The organism is Bradyrhizobium sp. USDA 4451 (genome assembly GCF_054822585.1).
In genome coordinates, this window is record NZ_JBTRCH010000001.1 from 7,024,278 (window position 1) to 7,040,791 (window position 16,514).

Below are 16,514 nucleotides of genomic sequence, written 5' to 3' on the forward strand. Positions count from 1 at the left end.
CATTTTCCCACCAATTGAACCCCCTCCGCGGCTCCATCACCAAACAGTCATGGATTGCACCTGGACCGCCGTTTCAACCGCCTCGCCGTCGCCGATCACCATGACCGCTCACCCCCGGGATGACCGATGCGCCGCCTGCCCCTGATTCCCTGCCTGCTTGCCGCCCTGCTGTGGGCGGCGCCCAATTTCGCCCAGACGCGCGCCCAGCTCGGCCCTCTCTGCACGACCGAGACCACGCCCGCCGACCAGATGATCGACGCCTGCACCAAGATCATCGCGTTGAAGGTATTTTCCGGCGAGAAGCTCGCCACCATCCATTTCTGGCGCGCGGTCGGCTGGAACAAGAAGGGCAACTATGCGCAGGTGATCGCTGACGCCACCGAGGCGTTGCGCCTCAAGCCAAGCACCGCCGTCTACAATTTGCGCGGGTCGGCCTATTACGACAAGGGCGAGTACGACATCGCGATCGCCGACTTCAACGACGCGCTGCGCATGGGGCCGCCAAGCGGCATCATCTTTCACAACCGCGGCAACGCCTATCGCGGCAAGGGCGACTATGCCAAGGCGATCGCCGACTACGACGCCGCGATCAAGGCGGGCCCGAAGTCGGCGTTTTCCTACCAGAACCGCGGCTCATCGAAGCAGGCGCTCGGCGATCTCGACGGCGCGCTTGCCGACATCAACGAGGCCGTGCGGATCGACCCGTCGCTGCCGCAACCGCTCATCAGCCGCGCCGTCATCTGGCGGGCCAAAGGCGACATCGCACGCGCGATCGCGGACACCACGGAAGCGATTCGATTGGCGAAGGCGAAGGCGCCAGCCAACATCATGACGCCGCCAGGCAGCGTGCTGATCTCAGCCTATACCCAGCGCGGCCTCGCCTATGAGGCCAACGGCGACGCCGCGCATGCCAAGGAGGATTACGCCGCGGTTCTCGAGGGCGCCTCCTCCGATGCCGGCAGCAAGGCCAACCAGGCCACCGCCAAGGTTCGGCTCGCGCTGCTCAAGGAGGCCGACGCGGCGCCGCGCAAGACGGCATCGTCACCTGCCGCCGAGAGCAGCCCAGCTCCCGCACCGCCAGCGCCCACCGCTGCACCAGCCGCCCCCGCAGCGCGCATGCAGGCCGCCACAACCGGCCGGCGCGTCGCGCTGGTGATCGGCAACGGCGGCTATGCGCATGTGAAGGCGCTGCCCAATCCGCCGAACGACGCGCGCGCCATCGCCAGGAGCCTGCGTGAGATCGGCTTCACCGTCACCGAAGGGCTCGACCTCGATCGCAATGCGATGCAGACGACGATCCACGATTTCCTGCGCGAGGCGGCGCGGGCGCAAATCGCGGTGGTCTACTACGCAGGTCACGGCGTGCAGGTCGACGGCCGCAACTACCTCGTGCCGGTCGATATCGAGTTCAAGGCAGGAAGCCGCATGACGGACGCGATGGTCGACATGGACACCATCATGGCCGGCCTCGACGATCAGATCCGCACCAACATCCTGATCCTCGATGCCTGCCGCAACAATCCGATGGCGCCGCAGCTGGCCTCCGCAGGCCCGAGCCGCGGCATCGAGGCCGGCTCCGGCCTTGCCGCGCCCGCGACGCTCGGATCCGGCTCGACGCTCGGCGCCGGCACGCTAATCGCGTTCGCGACCGCGCCGGGCCAGATCGCGCTCGATGGCGAAGGCGCCAACAGCCCGTTCTCGGCAGCGCTGTCGCGCCATGTCGGCACGCCCGGCCTCGAGGTGCAGCAGATGCTGACGCGGGTCCGCGCCGAGGTCGTCGCCGCGACCAAGGGCAAGCAGGTACCTTGGTCGAACTCCTCGCTGCTCGGCGAGGTGTATCTGGCGGAGCAGTGACGGTACAAGAGACAGCGTCATTCCGGGGCGATGCGAAGCATCGAACCCGGAATCTCGAGATCACGGGTTCGCGCTTTGCGTGCCCCGGGATGACGCTAGCGCGTCACTTGCCCCACACCTCGTTCGCGACTTCGACGGCGAGCCGCAGCTTGGCCCACTGCTCTTCCTCGGAGAGGATGTTGCCTTCCTCGGTCGAGGCGAAGCCGCATTGTGGCGACACCGCGAGCTGCTCGAGCGGGGCGAACTTCGATGCCTCCTCCAGCCGCCGCTTGATGTCGTCCTTCTTCTCGAGCTCGCCGAACTTGGAGGTGATGACGCCGACCACCACGACCTTGTTGCCCTTGGGCAGGAAGCGCAGCGGCTCGAAGCCGCCGGCGCGATCGGAATCATATTCGAGGAAATACCCGTCGTAATTGGTGCCTCCGAGCATAGTCTCGGCGACCGGCTCGTAACCACCGGAGGAGATCCAGGTCGAGCGGAAGTTGCCGCGGCAGACATGCGTGGTGATCACCATGTCGGACGGCCGATCGGCGATCGCGTAGTTGATGACACGCGCGTAGATCTCCTGCAGGCCGTCGGGATTGTCGCCGCGGTCGCGCGACTTCTGCAGTTCCTCCGGCGAGCACAGATAGGCCCACACCGTGTCGTCGAATTGCAGATAGCGGCAGCCTGCATCGTAGAACGCCTTCACCGCTTTGCGGTAGGTCTTGCCGAGATCCTGATAGAATTCCTCGAGGTCCGGATAGACCTCCTTCGAGATCAACTTGCGGCCGCCGCGGAAGTGCAGCACGGCCGGCGAAGGGATCGTCATCTTCGGCGTGACATGGGCCTGGTCGGCGTATTTCTTCAGGAACCTGAAATGATCGAGCATCGGGTGCTGATCGGAGAAATCGAGCTTGCCGATCACCCTGATGGCGTCGTGCCGGGTCTGCACGCCTGCGAACTGGATGCCCATGTCGGGATGAAACAGTTCACAGCCGGTCAGATGGCTGAGGAAGTCGAAGTGCCACCAGGAGCGGCGGAACTCGCCGTCAGTCGCAAGCTTGAGGCCGACCGAGGCCTGCTTGTGCACGACCTTCTCGATCTCCATGTCCTCGATCTTGCGCAGCTCGTCGGCCGAAATCTCGCCCTTCTCCAGTTTGGCGCGGGCCTCCTTGATCTTCGGCGGCCGCAACAGGCTGCCGACCTCGTCGGCGCGGAACGGAGGCTTGGTTCGCTGCATGATCAACTCCCGAACGTTTCTAATGTGCTTTGGCCCCGGAGACGCCGAGATGGCGCTCGAGGATGGACGGATCGGCCTTCAACGCGGTGCTCGCGGCATCGTGCACGATGGTGCCGCGTTCCAATATCACAACGCGGTCGGCGAGCCCTAGAATCTTTTGCGCGTTCTGTTCCACAATGATCGAGCAGATTCCGCCAGAGCGCGTGATGGTTCCGATCGCCTTTAACAATTCCTCAACGATGATCGGCGCGAGGCCTTCGGTCGGCTCGTCGAGCAGCAGCACTTTCGGGTTCAGCGTCAGCGCGCGGCCGATCGCCAGCATCTGCTGCTCGCCGCCGGACAGCTGGTTGCCGAAATTGCCGCGCCGCTCCTTCAGCCGCGGAAACATCTCGTACACCCGCTCCACCGTCCACGGCCCGGGCTGCGCCACCGCGGTCATGTTCTCTTCCACCGTCAGCGAGCGGAAGATGTTGCGCTCCTGCGGCACCCAGCCGATCCCGGCCCGGGCGCGCTGGTCCGGCCGCATCGCCGTGATGTCATGGCCTGCGAGCGCGACGCTGCCGCTGAAGCGTTTGACGATGCCGACGATCGCATTGATCAGCGTGGTCTTGCCGGTGCCGTTGCGGCCGAGCACCGCGAGCACCTGGCCCTCTGCAAGCGTTAGCGACATGTCGGGCAGCACCATGGCCTCACCGTACCCGGCGCGCAGGCCCTGGATGGAGAGGAGATCAGGCATCGGCGGCCTCGCCGAGATAGACCGCCCGCACCTGCGGATCGCGCGCGACCTCGTCGGGTGCGCCCTCGGTGAGCAGGCCGCCATTGACCAGCACCGAGATGCGGTCGGCGAAGGAGAACACGAGATCCATGTCGTGCTCGATCAGCAGCACGGTGACATCGCGCGGCAGTGCCGCGACCGCCGTCAGGATATCGTGGCGCTCGCTTTCGGGCACGCCGGCGGCGGGCTCATCGAGCAGCAGCACCCGTGGCTTGGCGGCGATCGCAACCGCGATCTCGAGCAGGCGCTGCTTGCCGTAAGGCAGCGTCGAGGTGAGCTCGGTCATCACGTCGAGCAGATGAAAGCGCGACAGGATTTCGGCGATCTCGGCGTTGACATCGCTCCGCGTCCCCATTCGCCGCCACCAGTCGCCGCCGCGGCCCATTCGCTCGGACACCGCAAGCCCGATGGTCTCGAGCGGGGTCAGGTCGGCATAGAGCTGGTTGATCTGGAAGGTGCGCGACAGCCCGCGCAGCACCCGTCTGTGCACGGAGAGGCCCGTAATGTCGTGTCCTTCGAGCAGGATCTGCCCGCTGTTTGGCGTCAGCACGCCGGTGAGCTGGTTAATGACGGTGGTCTTGCCCGCACCGTTCGGCCCAATCAGCGCGTGGCGGGCGCCCTGCATCACCTTCAGCGACAGGTCGCGGGTGACGCGAAGACCGCCGAAGGATTTTTCGAGATTGCGGGTCTCGAGCGCCACCGTCATGACGCATCACCCTCGGGCACCGCGACAGCCGACTTGCGGCCCGCGAACTGGCGGATGATCAGGTTCGGCACGAACAGCACCCAGCGATGGATCCGCGCGCGGCCGACAAGCACGATCACGACCAGCACGAGGCCGATCCAGAACAGCCAGTATTGCGGGGTGATGCTCTGAAACAGCTCCTGCAGCATCTTGAACACGACGGCGCCGATCAGGCCGCCATAGAGATAGCCGGTGCCGCCGATCACCAGCACCAGCATCAGATCGGCCGAGCGCTCGAACGAAAACACGTCGAGCGAGGCGAGTGCCGTGGTCTGGGTGAACAGCGCGCCGGCGATCCCGGCATAGAACGCGGCGAGCGTATAGACCGAGATCAGGCGGCGGCTGACCGGCACGCCGATCGCGGCCGCGCGCAGCGGATTGTTTTTGATCGCGCGCAGCGACAGGCCGAACGGCGAATGCACGACGCGGCGGGCGAGCAGGAACAGGATGAACAGCACGATCAGCGAGTAGAACAACCCGGTCTTGCCGAACATGTCGAAGGCGAACAGCCCGAGGATCGGCTGCATCTCGATGCCCTGCAGACCGTCGGTGCCGCCGGTGATGTTGGAAAACCGTTCGGCGAGCGCTTCCAGCAGCAGCGCGATGCCGAGCGTCACCATCAGGCGTGTCAGATCGACGCCGCGGATGACCAGGAAGCTGGTCAGGAAGCCGAGCACCGCCGCGACGAGGCCAGCGGCGACCAGCGCGATGACCGGCTCGTTGATGATGCCATGCAGCGCCAGCAGCCCGGCCGAATAGGCGCCGACGCCGAAGAACGCTGCATGGCCGAGCGAAACGATGCCGGCATAGCCGAGGATCAGGTCGAGCGACAGCGCGAACAGGCCGAGCCGCACGATGTCGGTCATGATCAGGTAGCGCGACGGGAACATGAAGGCGCAGGCCAGCGCCAGCACCCAGAACGCGATCTCGCTGACCCGCCAGCGCGCGGTGGCCATCGCATGAGTGGAGACGTCGGACAGCGCGGTCATGACGGCCTCACCGCGCCACGGTGCGGCCGAACAGGCCGTTCGGGCGCCAGAGCAGGATCACGATCATGACGGTGTAGATCACGAAGGGGCCGACCTTCGGCACGTAGTATTTGCCGGCGACGTCGGCAATCCCGAGCAGCAGTGAGGCCAGGAACGGCCCGGTGATCGAGGACGATCCGCCGACGGTCACCACGATCAGGAAGTAGATCATGAACTTCAGCGGGAAGTACGGATCGAGCCCGAGGATCTCCGCACTCAGCGCGCCGCCGAGACCAGCGAGGCCGCAACCGAACGCAAAGGTGAAGGCGAACACCTGCGGCACGTTGATGCCGAGCCCGATCGCGGCACGCGGATCGTCGACCGCGGCGCGCAGGCGGCTGCCGAACCGGGTTTTCGCCAGGACCAGTTGCAGCGCCAGCGTGAGCAGGCCACAGATCACGACGATCATCAGCCGGTACCGGCCGATGCCGACGCCGAACAGGTCGATCTGGCCCTCCAGCGCCGCCGGCAGCTTGATGAAGACCCGCGACGATCCCATGATGTAATCGACCGCCGCGACCGACATGAACACCAGACCGATCGAGAACAGCACCTGATCGAGATGGCTGCGGCTATAGAGATGGCGGTAAAGCGTGCGCTCCAGCGCGATGCCAATCACGGCGCTGCCGACAAAGGCGAGCGGCAGCGCGGCGAAGAACGGCCAACCAGAATTGTTGACCAGCACGGCGCAGATATAGCCGCCGGCCATCGCGAAGGCGCCGTGCGCGAGATTGACGAAGTTCATCAGCCCGAGCGTCACCGCAAGCCCGCAGGCCAGCACGAACAGCAGCATGCCGTAAGCGACGCCGTCGAACAAATTGGTGAAGATTGAGGCCATCAAGTCAGCTCAGCCGAGAGGACGCAAAGGACACCACGTCGCGTGGAACGTCATGGCCGGCTTGTCCGGCCATGACGTGGAGGCAGGCGGAGCTTCGCGCGTCACTTCTTGGTCTTGCCGGAATCCTTGACGGCCTCGAAGGTCGCGAACTCGACATTGTAAAGCTCGCCATCGACCTTCTCGACCTTGCGGATGTAGATGTTCTGGACGATGTCGCGGGTTTCCGGGTCGATCGAGATCGGGCCGCGCGGGCTTTCCCACTTCATGCCCTTCATCGCCTCGATCAGCTTGTCGCCGTCGGTCGCGCCACCCGTCTTCTTCAGCGCCTCGTAGATCAAATGGATGCCGTCATAGCCGCTGACCGCCATGAAGCCCGGACGGTTGCCGAACGCCTTCTTGTAGGCGGCGACGAAATCCTTGTTCATTGCGGACGGATGCGCCGCAGAATAAAGATGCGCCGTCACTGCGCCAAGCGCGGCATCGCCCATGTTGTTGAGCAGGTCGTCGTCCATCACGTCGCCGGGGCCGATCACCTTGATGCCGCTCTTGTCGAGCCCGCGCTCGGCATATTGCTTCATGAAGTTGCCGCCCTGCCCCGCCGGCACGAACACGAACATCGCGTCGGGCTTGGCATCCTTCATGCGCTGCAGGAACGGCGCGAAATCGGGATTGGCGAGCGGGACCTTGACCTCTTCCACGATCTCGCCGCCGCCGGCGGTGAAGTGCTGCTTGAAGAAGGTCAGCGCGTCGTTGCCGGGCGCGTAATCGGAGGTCAGCGTCGCGACCTTCTTGATGCCGTTCTTGACCGCCCAGTCGCCGATGATGGTGGAGGACTGCGCCAGCGTGAAGCTGGTGCGCACGATATAGGGCGAGCGCTCGGTGATGATCGAAGTGCCGGCCGCCATCACGACTTCCGGGATCTTGGCCTGCGTCGCCAGCGGCGCCGCGGCAAGCGCCGCGGGCGTCACGCCGAAGCCGGCGATGAAATTGACCTTGTCGTTGACGATCAGTTCCTGTGCGAGCCGCTTGGTGTTGTCGGGCACCGCGGCGTCGTCCTTCAAGATGATCTCGATCTTCTTGCCGGCGACGGTGTCGCCCTTCTGCTGCATATAGAGCTTGATGGCGTTATCGATCTGCTTGCCGGTCGAGGCCTGGCCGCCGGTCATCGGCAGGATCAGGCCAATCTTGACGGCGTCGTCCGCCTGCGCGGGCACGCTGGCGCACACCGGAAGCACCGCCGAGGCGGCGGCCCACAGCAACATTTTGCGACGATTGAACATCGACATCCCTCCCCCTTCCATTCTTCTGTATCGAGCCCTGGTCCCCGGCTCGTGCCTTCCTTAACCCAAGCATGTCGCGCGACAAGGCGTCTCCCCGCGCCCTCTGTCAATCGGACGATGGACGTGTGTCGCGCGCGACGAGGTCCGACCCGGTGACGAGCGAAAGTATCATGATACCAAAGCGGTCTCGCAAAACTCAATGCCTCCACGAAACCGGTCACGCGCTCGCAACGCCTCCCGGCTCGATTCATTTGTACGATCGTACAAACAACGTCGCAGTGTCAACAAACAAGCACAATTGCAGCCGAACGGTCGCTGCCGCGATCATCATCCATAAAGACCAGGGCTGTATCCTGCCGCCAATGCCGATCCTCATCCGCCCGATCCCTGTCCTGACTGCCCTCGCGCTCGTGGCCTGCGCGCTCGGAGGATGCAGCACCATGAACCAGAAGCTCTCGGCCGGGATGGCCGACTACATTCCGACCTGGGCCGGCGGTCTGCCCGCAGACGCGCCGCCGCGGGCGGGCACGCCGGAATACGACAAGTTCATGCAGGAGCGCGAACGCAAGCGCCTGATGCCGGCGGCCGAGCGGGGCGACGACACGTCCAAGCCGGCAGCGCCGGCGCAGGACGCTGCCCACTGAGCGTCGGATCGGGCCTCGAAGTCTGCACCGCGTTGTGGCTGCGGCTTGAACCGCGAATCAGTCCACGAACACCACGGTCTTGCGCCCGTTGAGGATGACGCGGTCGGCGAGGTGGTAGCGGATCGCGCGCGCCAGCACGCGGCGCTCGATATCGCGGCCCTTGCGCACGAGATCTTCGGGCGTGTCGCGATGGCTGATGCGCTCGACGTCCTGGTCGATGATCGGCCCCTCGTCGAGATCGCTGGTGACGTAATGCGCGGTGGCGCCGATCAGCTTGACGCCGCGCTCATGGGCCTGGTGGTAGGGCTTGGCGCCCTTGAAGCCCGGCAGGAAGGAATGATGGATGTTGATGCAACGGCCCGACAGCCGCGCCGACATCTCGTCGGACAGGATCTGCATGTAGCGGGCCAGCACCACGAGGTCGGTCTGGGTGTCCTGGGCGAGCTTCCACACCGCGTCTTCCTGCTGGCGCTTGGTCTCTTTGGTCACCGGCAGATGATGGAACGGGATATCGCCGAAATCGAGCGAGCCATAGGTCTCGCGCGGGTGATTGGAAACGATCGCGGTGGGGATCATCTCGAGCTCGCCGGTGCGCCAGCGATAGAGGATGTCGACCAGGCAGTGATCGGACTTCGACACCAGCAGCATCACCCGGCGGCGGCTGGCGCGATCGCGCATCTGCCAGTCCATGCCGAAGCGTTCGGCGATCGCGGCAAAACCGGTTTGCAGCGCCGACAGCCCGACCGCGAGGTCGGCGGCGGTGAACACCACGCGCATGAAGAACTTGCCGGTCTCCATATCGTCGAACTGCTGGGCGTCCAGGATGTTCTGGCCGTTATGCGCGAGGAAGGTCGAGACCGCGGAAACGATCCCGGGCCGGTCGGGACAGGACAGGGTCAGAACAAATTGATGGTCGGGCATGCCAATTGACCAAAGCTTGAGCAGATGTGTGGAACAGTCATTTTCGGCCCTCGTCTATCACCGCGGGCGGCCTTGCGCCAATCCCGCCGCAGGGTTCAAATCGAACAAATGACGGCAATGTTAGTTTAAGGACCATCATGGCTGACCGGCTGAACGGCTACCGCATCCTGATCCTCGAGACGCGCGAGGAAGCGCAGTTTTCCCGCCTGCTCGCCGAGCAGGGCGCCGACGTGCTGCAATGCCCGATGTTCACCATCCACGACGCGCCGGATTCGGCCCCGATCGAGGCCTGGATCCGCCGCGTCGTCGAGCGGCCGTTCGACGACGTCGTGCTGATGACGGGGGAAGGCCTGCGCCGGCTGATGAAGGTTGTGCGCCGGATCGGGGTCGAGGCGGAGTTTGTCGGCAGCCTTGGCAACGCGCGCAAATTCGCCCGCGGCCCCAAGCCTGGCCGGGCGCTGCGCGAGATCGGACTGGAGCCGCAGATGACGACCGAGAAGCCGACCTCGGAAGGCGTCGCCGAGATGCTGTCGAAGCTCGACCTGAGAGGACATCGGCTCGGCTTGCAGCTCTATCCGGACAAGGACCACGCCACCCTGATCGGCGCGATCGAGGCGCAGGGCGCCGAGGTCGATCCGGTGCTGCCCTATGTCTATGACGCGCAAGCCGCCGACGCCAACATCGTCACCGCGATCGAGCAGATGGCGCAGGGCCGCATCGACGCCATCGCGCTGACAAGTTCGGGCCAGGTTCGCCGCCTGATCGAGGTGGCGCAGGCACACAAATGCGAGGCGCAATTGCGCGAGGGGCTGAAGCAGACGCCGATCGCGTCCGTCGGACCGGTGGTATCGGACGAGTTGAAGGCCTACGGTCTGCCCACCGATATTTATCCGGCGAACGATGCGTTCTTCATGAAGCCGCTGATCTCGGCGATGGCGGTGGCGTTGGCAAAGGCGCCGCCACGCGCTGCCAAGTAGCCGCAACAGGCGTCATTGCGAGGAGCGAAGCAATCCACGTCTACGCGGCGCAATGGATTGCTTCGCTCCGCTCGCAATGACGGCGTGGAGGCAGTCGAAACTACTCAGCCGCCTGCTTGGTTTCGCTCAGATAGGCTTGGTACGCGCGCTTGATACCATCCTCGAGCGAGGTCGAGGCGCGCCAGCCGAGCTTGGTGAGCCGGCCGACGTCAAGCAGCTTGCGCGGCGTGCCGTCCGGGCGCGAGGTGTCGAAGCTGATCTCGCCGCGATAGCCGACCGTGGCGGCAACCACGCGGGCGAATTCGGCAATGGTGATGTCCTCGCCAGTACCGATGTTGACCAGTTCCGGCGAGGAGTAGGTCTTCATCAGATGGATGCAGGCGTCGGCGAGATCGTCGACATAGAGGAATTCGCGGCGAGGCGTGCCGGTGCCCCACACCACGACATTGCCGGCGCCGGAGACCTTGGCCTCATGGAAACGGCGGATCAGCGCCGCGACGACGTGGCTGTATTCAGGATGGTAATTGTCGCCGGGACCGTAGAGATTGGTCGGCATCACGCTGATGAAGTCCGAGCCATACTGGCTGCGATAGGCCTCGGCCATCTTGATGCCGGCGATCTTGGCGATCGCATAGGGCTCGTTGGTCGGCTCCAGCGGGCCGGTCAGCATCGAATCCTCGCGCAGCGGCTGCGCCGCCAGGCGCGGATAGATGCAGGACGAGCCGAAGAACATCAGCTTCTCGCAGCCATTGGCGTGAGCCGCCTGGATCACGTTGGTTGCGATCGCCAGATTGTCGTAGAGGAATTCGGCCCGCAGCGTGTTGTTGGCAACGATGCCGCCGACCTTGGCGGCGGCAAGAAACACCGCCTGCGGCCGCTTGGCGGCAAACCAGCCATGGACCGCAGCCTGGTCGCGCAGATCGACCTCGCTGCGCGATATCGTCAGCAGATCGGTGTCTTCGCGCGCCAGCCGACGCATCAGCGCCGAGCCGACCATGCCGCGATGGCCGGCAACGAAAACCGTCTTGCCCTTGAGTTCAAACGCCGTGCTTGGCATTGGCCGCATCCTGCCTGGCCTCGACGAGATCGCCGGCGACCATTTCCTTCACCAGTTGCACGAACGACGTCTTCGGCGCCCAGCCGAGCGTGGCGCGCGCCTTGCTGGCGTCGCCGATCAAGAGATCGACCTCGGTCGGACGGAAGTAGGTCGGATCGATCTGCACCAGCGTGTTGCCGGTGGCCTTGTCGAGACCGACCTCCTCGATGCCCTTGCCGCGCCATTCGATGCTGCGGCCGACCTCCGCAAACGCCAGCTCGACGAATTCGCGGACCGACCGCGTCTCGCCGGTCGCGAGCACGAAATCGCCGGGCTCGTCGACCTGCAGGATCCGGTGCATGCCCTCGACATAGTCGCGGGCGTGGCCCCAGTCGCGCTTGGCATCGAGATTGCCGAGATAGAGCTTGCTGTCCAGTCCGAGCTCGATCCGGGCGACGCCGCGCGTGATCTTCCGCGTCACGAAGGTCTCGCCGCGGATCGGGCTCTCGTGGTTGAACAGGATGCCGTTGCTGGCGAACATGCCATAGGCCTCACGGTAGTTCACCGTGATCCAGTAGCCGTAGAGCTTGGCGACGCCGTAGGGCGAGCGCGGATAGAACGGCGTGGTCTCCTTCTGCGGCACTTCCTGCACGAGGCCGTAAAGCTCCGAGGTCGAGGCCTGGTAGAACCGGGTCTCCTTTTCCATGCCGAGGATGCGGATCGCCTCGAGCAGCCGCAGCACGCCGATCGCGTCCGCGTTGGCAGTGTATTCCGGGCTCTCGAAACTGACCTGGACGTGGCTTTGGGCCGCGAGATTGTAGATCTCGGTCGGCCGGATCTGCTGCACCAGGCGGATCAGATTGGTCGAATCGGTCATGTCGCCGTAGTGCATCAGGAACGGCACATTGCCGATATGCGGGTCCTGGTAGAGATGATCGACCCGTGCGGTGTTGAACGAGGACGAACGACGCTTGATGCCGTGCACGGTGTAGCCGAGCCCGAGCAGATATTCGGCGAGATACGCGCCGTCCTGCCCGGTCACGCCGGTGATCAGCGCAACGCGCCGCCTTGAGTCCTGAGCCGCCGAACCTTGAACCGCCATGTCATCTCCAGAGAGCGCGAAACCCGCGCGGTCCCGACGAGGCCGGTCTGTAGCATCCGGCCCGCTCCAAGTCTAATGGCTTAATCATTTGAAAGATCAGGACTTTAGAGCATCCGAAAACGGCTCGGTCCGGCCCCGGCGCCGGTCACTCCCCATAGTGGCGCAGCCGGTCGAGCTCGATGATCGTCACCCCGCCATATTCGAGCCGCAGCAGCCCCTCGCGCTCGAGCCGCTTCAGGCACTGGTTGGCGTTCTGGCGGGAGATTCCCGACAGCGCCCCGATCTCCTCCTGGGTGATCTCGAGGTGCAGCGTGAGTTCGGGGTAGAGAATCGGATTGAACAGCGAGGCGATCGAGCGCGCCAGCCGCGCGGTTGCGTCCAGCGTGCGGCCATATTCGAGCAGCGCGATGAACTGGCCGAGCCGTTCGTTGAGCTGTCCCACCAGGAAGCGGTTGAAGCCGACGCTGTTCTCGAACAGCCAGACGAAGGTCCGACGGTCCATCATCGCCAGCCGCGTGTCGCGCAGCGCGACCACGTCGTAGCGCCGCGTCTCGTTCTTGAGGACGGTGCCCTCGCCGAACCACGCGCCGGCGGTGAGGCCCGCGAAGCTCGCGGCCTTGCCGCCGCGAGAGACGATGCCCATGCGCGCCAGCCCGGTGACGATGCCGGTCCAATACTGGAAGTTGTCGCCGCGCATGAAGATGAATTCGTTGGCGCGGTAGGATTTCTCGGAAATGCCGGCGCGCGCGATTTCGATTTCGTGCTCGCTCAGCTCGCGGGACCAGGCCGCGATGCGCTTCAGGTAATCAGCAGCGATCATTCTAGCGACGGCACCCCACTCCAAGACCAGACACGATATTGCACCGCAGCAATGCCGTGGGCCAAGTCGTGCGCAAAGTCAGGAACCCGCCTCCTGGAATGCCAGCGAAAATTCCTGACCAATTGTCGGGCACATGACAATTCAACCTATCGCTTTCTCGTATTCAGAGCCACCTCGCGTAACGCCGCGCGCCGCTCCTCGATGGATCGCGGACAGCGGACGACGCGAGAGACGGGCTTGCAGGCAGGGTGCGGCGTTACCGCGCATGATGCAGGCGATCGGGGCAAGCGATGCTCCCGAACGCCGGCATCATTAGTCGGATGGTCTCCCTTCGGCGGCCCGTATAAGATCGAGGCAAGATCGAAGCGAAAGATAAAGAGCGCACCAAAGCGCCCGTATCTGGAGGGAACAGGGTGGCCAACAGTCTCGAGGTGCGCGGAGTCTCATTGCGCTTTGGCGGCGTCCGCGCGTTGACCGAGGTGAGCTTCGGCGTCAACGAGGGCGAGCTGTTCTCCATCATCGGCCCGAACGGCGCCGGCAAGACCTCGATCGTCAACTGCATCTCCGGCCGCTACCGCCCCACCGAAGGCCAGCTGTTCTACCGTGGCCAGGACATCACCGGCCTCACCCCGAACGCACGGCCCCGGCTCGGCATCGGCCGGACCTTTCAGAACCTCGCGTTGTTCCACCACATGAGCGTGCTCGACAACGTCATGGTCGGCCGCCATCACCTCCTGAAGAACAATTTCATCACGGGCTCGCTGTACTGGCTGACCGGCGCCCGCCGCGAGGAGCTGGAGCACCGCCGCAAGGTCGAGGAAATCATCGACTTCCTCGACCTGCAGTCGGTCCGCAAGGCGACCGCCGGCACCCTGCCCTACGGCCTGCGCAAGCGCGTCGAGCTCGCCCGCGCGATGGCGCTCGAGCCGCAACTGATCCTGCTCGACGAGCCGATGGCCGGAATGAACTTCGAAGAGAAGGAAGACATGGCGCGCTACATCGTCGATCTCAACGAAGAGTTCGGCATGACGGTGATGATGATCGAGCACGACATGGGCGTCGTGATGGACATTTCCCACCGCGTCATGGTGCTCGATTTCGGCCGCAAGATCGCCGAGGGCGATCCGGCCACCGTGCTCGCCGACCCCCACGTCAAGCGCGCCTATCTCGGCGAAGAGGACGAGGCACTGGTCGATCCGGACGACAAGCCGGCGGTGCGGGAGAGCGCGGCATGATGGACTATGCCGGTCGGGCCGCGCAGGCCGACACCTTCCCCAAGATGCTGCGCCTCAACGCCGGGAAGTACGGCAACGAAATCGCGCTGCGCGAGAAGGATTTCGGGCTGTGGCGTGAATTCACCTGGAACGACTACCAGACGCGCACCCGTGATTTCGCGCTCGGCATGGTCGAACTCGGCCTCGGCCGCGGCGACGTGATCGGCATCATCGGCGACAACCGGCCGGATTGGGTCGCCGCCGAGATCGCTAGCCACGCCATCGGCGCGTTGAGCCTCGGCCTTTACCGCGACGTGCTGGACGAGGAAGCCGCCTACCTCCTGACCTATGGCGAGGCCAAGCTGGTGTTCGCGGAGGACGAGGAGCAGGTCGACAAGCTGCTCGGCCTTGCCGACCGGGTGCCGCATCTCAAGCACATCATCTATTCCGACCCGCGCGGCATGCGCAAATACGACGATCCGCGCCTGATGGAGGCGAACAAGCTCGTCGAACTCGGCCGCGACCGCGCCGCGCGCGAGCCTGGCCTGTACGACCGGCTGGTCGACGCCACTGATGGCGAGGACGTTGCGATCCTCTGCACGACCTCGGGCACGACGGCCAACCCGAAGCTCGCGATGCTTTCGGCCGGACGCGTGCTGCGGCACTGCGCGACCTATCTCGCCTTCGATCCGAAAGGGCCGGACGACGAATATGTCTCGGTGCTGCCGCTGCCCTGGATCATGGAGCAGATCTACGCACTGGGCAAAGCGCTGCTCTCCCGGATGAAGGTCAATTTCGTCGAAGAGCCCGACACCATGATGCACGACTTCCGCGAGATCGCACCGACCTTCGTGCTGTTCGCGCCGCGGGTCTGGGAATCGATCGCGGCCGACGTCCGTGCCGGCGTAATGGATGCCTCGCCGTTCAAGCAGCGCCTCTACGAGCTCGGCATGAAGACCGGGCTTGCGGCGCTCGCCGAGGGCAAGCGCTCTGTTTTCGCCGACCAGCTCCTGTTCCGCGCGCTGCGCGACCGGCTTGGCTTCACCCGGCTGCGCTCGGCGGCGACCGGCGGCGCGGCGCTCGGGCCGGATACCTTCAAGTTCTTCCAGGCGATGGGCGTGCCGCTGCGGACACTGTATGGCCAGACCGAGCTGCTCGGCGCCTACACGCTGCATCCCGCGGGCAAAGTCGACCCCGACACGACAGGCGTGCCGATGGCCGACAACATCGAGATCCGCATCGACAATCCCGACGTCAACGGCGTCGGCGAGATCGTGGTGCGGCACCCCAACATGTTCCACGGCTATTACAAGAACCCGGACGCCTCGGCCGCCGACATCAAGGACGGCTGGATGCATTCGGGCGACGCCGGCTACTACAACGACAACCGGCAGCTCGTGGTGATCGACCGCATCAAGGATCTCGCCGAGACCTCGCGCGGCGAGCGTTTCTCGCCGCAATATATCGAGAACAAGCTGAAGTTCTCGCCCTATGTCGCCGAGGCGGTCGTGCTCGGCGCCGGCCGCGACGCGCTCGCCGCGATGATCTGCATCCGCTACTCGATCATCTCGAAATGGGCCGAGAAGAACCGGATCTCGTTCACGACCTACACCGACCTGTCCTCGCGCCCCGAGGTCTATGCGCTACTGAAGAAAGAGGTCGAGACGGTCAACGCCACCCTGCCGCCGGCGCAACGCATCTCGCGCTTCCTGCTGCTGTACAAGGAGCTCGACGCCGACGACGGCGAGCTGACGCGCACCCGGAAAGTCCGCCGCGGCGTGATCAACGAGAAATACGCCGACATCATCGAGGCGATCTACCGTGGCAAGGCCAAAATCCCGGTCGACACCGTGATCCGCTTTCAGGACGGCTCCACGCAGCGCGTCCGCACCACGCTCGAGGTCGTCGATCTCGGCCGCGCGGCCATCGCGGAGGCCGCGGAATGAGACAGCCTCAAGCGATGGCAGTTGATGCGCCCTCTCCCCTTGTGGAAGAGGGCTGCACTGCCGGTAGACACGAACTCGCTTCGGTGAGAGGTCCTCTCTCCACAATCCCGAT

Annotated in this window: 15 protein-coding genes; 5 read left to right on the top strand and 10 right to left on the bottom strand. The window is 64.8% G+C overall.

The genetic code is table 11. From position 1 onward, the window contains the following. Nucleotides 1-126 precede the first annotated feature (126 nt). Complete coding sequence (locus ACVMB0_RS32905; RefSeq protein ID WP_461348852.1) at nt 127-1,854, top strand: caspase family protein; 1,728 nt, start codon at nt 127-129, stop codon at nt 1,852-1,854. 103 nt (nt 1,855-1,957) lie between these two features. Here the strand turns inward: ACVMB0_RS32905 and ACVMB0_RS32910 are convergent, their stop codons facing one another. The 6 genes from ACVMB0_RS32910 to ACVMB0_RS32935 form a co-directional block, all read right to left on the bottom strand. Then, complete coding sequence (locus ACVMB0_RS32910) at nt 1,958-3,076, bottom strand: cobalamin-independent methionine synthase II family protein (protein WP_456753728.1); 1,119 nt, start codon at nt 3,074-3,076, stop codon at nt 1,958-1,960. A gap of 19 nt (nt 3,077-3,095) precedes the next feature. Then, nucleotides 3,096-3,812 (bottom strand): ABC transporter ATP-binding protein, encoded by a 717-nt coding sequence (locus ACVMB0_RS32915; RefSeq protein ID WP_461348853.1) that lies wholly within the window; start codon nt 3,810-3,812, stop codon nt 3,096-3,098. Further along, the gene (locus tag ACVMB0_RS32920; RefSeq protein ID WP_461348854.1) at nt 3,805-4,557 is read right to left on the bottom strand and encodes an ABC transporter ATP-binding protein; all 753 of its coding nucleotides are present in this window, start codon (nt 4,555-4,557) and stop codon (nt 3,805-3,807) included. The genes ACVMB0_RS32915 and ACVMB0_RS32920 overlap by 8 nt, the downstream gene beginning before the upstream one ends. After that, entirely contained in the window at nt 4,554-5,585 is a 1,032-nt protein-coding gene (locus ACVMB0_RS32925) for a branched-chain amino acid ABC transporter permease (RefSeq protein WP_461348855.1), read from the bottom strand. Before ACVMB0_RS32925 ends, ACVMB0_RS32920 begins: the two co-directional genes overlap by 4 nt. Nucleotides 5,586-5,592: 7 nt before the next feature. Continuing rightward, the gene (locus tag ACVMB0_RS32930; protein WP_461348856.1) at nt 5,593-6,462 is read right to left on the bottom strand and encodes a branched-chain amino acid ABC transporter permease; all 870 of its coding nucleotides are present in this window, start codon (nt 6,460-6,462) and stop codon (nt 5,593-5,595) included. A 101-nt stretch (nt 6,463-6,563) separates the two neighbouring features. After that, entirely contained in the window at nt 6,564-7,742 is a 1,179-nt protein-coding gene (locus tag ACVMB0_RS32935; protein WP_456753723.1) for an ABC transporter substrate-binding protein, read from the bottom strand. A gap of 362 nt (nt 7,743-8,104) precedes the next feature. On the opposite strand from ACVMB0_RS32935, the gene ACVMB0_RS32940 reads away from it, so the two are divergent. Further along, nucleotides 8,105-8,386: a hypothetical protein gene (locus ACVMB0_RS32940; protein WP_461349753.1), complete on the top strand. Its 282-nt coding sequence runs from the start codon at nt 8,105-8,107 to the stop codon at nt 8,384-8,386. 57 nt (nt 8,387-8,443) lie between these two features. Here the strand turns inward: ACVMB0_RS32940 and purU are convergent, their stop codons facing one another. Then, the gene (gene purU, locus ACVMB0_RS32945) at nt 8,444-9,307 is read right to left on the bottom strand and encodes a formyltetrahydrofolate deformylase (RefSeq protein ID WP_456753721.1); all 864 of its coding nucleotides are present in this window, start codon (nt 9,305-9,307) and stop codon (nt 8,444-8,446) included. Between the two features lie 137 nt (nt 9,308-9,444). Here purU and ACVMB0_RS32950 point away from each other — a divergent pair, with 137 nt between their 5' ends. Next, complete coding sequence (locus ACVMB0_RS32950) at nt 9,445-10,284, top strand: uroporphyrinogen-III synthase (protein ID WP_461348857.1); 840 nt, start codon at nt 9,445-9,447, stop codon at nt 10,282-10,284. A 100-nt stretch (nt 10,285-10,384) separates the two neighbouring features. Here the strand turns inward: ACVMB0_RS32950 and fcl are convergent, their stop codons facing one another. The 3 genes from fcl to ACVMB0_RS32965 all read right to left on the bottom strand — a co-directional run bounded on the left by fcl (nt 10,385) and on the right by ACVMB0_RS32965 (nt 13,242). After that, on the bottom strand, nt 10,385-11,341 hold the full coding sequence (fcl, locus tag ACVMB0_RS32955; RefSeq protein WP_461348858.1) for a GDP-L-fucose synthase: 957 nt from the start codon (nt 11,339-11,341) through the stop codon (nt 10,385-10,387). Beyond that, nucleotides 11,322-12,422 carry a GDP-mannose 4,6-dehydratase gene (gmd, locus tag ACVMB0_RS32960; RefSeq protein WP_456753718.1) on the bottom strand — a complete coding sequence of 367 codons (1,101 nt, stop codon included), beginning with the start codon at nt 12,420-12,422 and terminating at the stop codon, nt 11,322-11,324. Before gmd ends, fcl begins: the two co-directional genes overlap by 20 nt. A 145-nt stretch (nt 12,423-12,567) precedes the next feature. Then, nucleotides 12,568-13,242: a Crp/Fnr family transcriptional regulator gene (locus tag ACVMB0_RS32965; protein ID WP_456753717.1), complete on the bottom strand. Its 675-nt coding sequence runs from the start codon at nt 13,240-13,242 to the stop codon at nt 12,568-12,570. 413 nt (nt 13,243-13,655) lie between these two features. Between ACVMB0_RS32965 and ACVMB0_RS32970 the strand changes: the two genes are divergently transcribed. Together ACVMB0_RS32970 and ACVMB0_RS32975 are read left to right on the top strand one after the other, a co-directional pair. Further along, on the top strand, nt 13,656-14,477 hold the full coding sequence (locus ACVMB0_RS32970) for an ABC transporter ATP-binding protein (RefSeq protein WP_461348859.1): 822 nt from the start codon (nt 13,656-13,658) through the stop codon (nt 14,475-14,477). Beyond that, complete coding sequence (locus ACVMB0_RS32975) at nt 14,474-16,402, top strand: AMP-binding protein (RefSeq protein WP_461348860.1); 1,929 nt, start codon at nt 14,474-14,476, stop codon at nt 16,400-16,402. The genes ACVMB0_RS32970 and ACVMB0_RS32975 overlap by 4 nt, the downstream gene beginning before the upstream one ends. Nucleotides 16,403-16,514: the final 112 nt, after the last annotated feature.

What these genes read in the sequence shown, in the direction of transcription:
- ACVMB0_RS32905 (WP_461348852.1), top strand. Translation starts at nt 127, where the DNA reads ATGCGCCGCCTGCCCCTGATTCCCTGCCTGCTTGCCGCCCTGCTGTGG.
- ACVMB0_RS32910 (WP_456753728.1), bottom strand. Translation starts at nt 3,076, where the DNA reads ATGCAGCGAACCAAGCCTCCGTTCCGCGCCGACGAGGTCGGCAGCCTG.
- ACVMB0_RS32915 (WP_461348853.1), bottom strand. Translation starts at nt 3,812, where the DNA reads ATGCCTGATCTCCTCTCCATCCAGGGCCTGCGCGCCGGGTACGGTGAG.
- ACVMB0_RS32920 (WP_461348854.1), bottom strand. Translation starts at nt 4,557, where the DNA reads ATGACGGTGGCGCTCGAGACCCGCAATCTCGAAAAATCCTTCGGCGGT.
- ACVMB0_RS32925 (WP_461348855.1), bottom strand. Translation starts at nt 5,585, where the DNA reads ATGACCGCGCTGTCCGACGTCTCCACTCATGCGATGGCCACCGCGCGC.
- ACVMB0_RS32930 (WP_461348856.1), bottom strand. Translation starts at nt 6,462, where the DNA reads ATGGCCTCAATCTTCACCAATTTGTTCGACGGCGTCGCTTACGGCATG.
- ACVMB0_RS32935 (WP_456753723.1), bottom strand. Translation starts at nt 7,742, where the DNA reads ATGTTCAATCGTCGCAAAATGTTGCTGTGGGCCGCCGCCTCGGCGGTG.
- ACVMB0_RS32940 (WP_461349753.1), top strand. Translation starts at nt 8,105, where the DNA reads ATGCCGATCCTCATCCGCCCGATCCCTGTCCTGACTGCCCTCGCGCTC.
- purU (WP_456753721.1), bottom strand. Translation starts at nt 9,307, where the DNA reads ATGCCCGACCATCAATTTGTTCTGACCCTGTCCTGTCCCGACCGGCCC.
- ACVMB0_RS32950 (WP_461348857.1), top strand. Translation starts at nt 9,445, where the DNA reads ATGGCTGACCGGCTGAACGGCTACCGCATCCTGATCCTCGAGACGCGC.
- fcl (WP_461348858.1), bottom strand. Translation starts at nt 11,341, where the DNA reads ATGCCAAGCACGGCGTTTGAACTCAAGGGCAAGACGGTTTTCGTTGCC.
- gmd (WP_456753718.1), bottom strand. Translation starts at nt 12,422, where the DNA reads ATGGCGGTTCAAGGTTCGGCGGCTCAGGACTCAAGGCGGCGCGTTGCG.
- ACVMB0_RS32965 (WP_456753717.1), bottom strand. Translation starts at nt 13,242, where the DNA reads ATGATCGCTGCTGATTACCTGAAGCGCATCGCGGCCTGGTCCCGCGAG.
- ACVMB0_RS32975 (WP_461348860.1), top strand. Translation starts at nt 14,474, where the DNA reads ATGATGGACTATGCCGGTCGGGCCGCGCAGGCCGACACCTTCCCCAAG.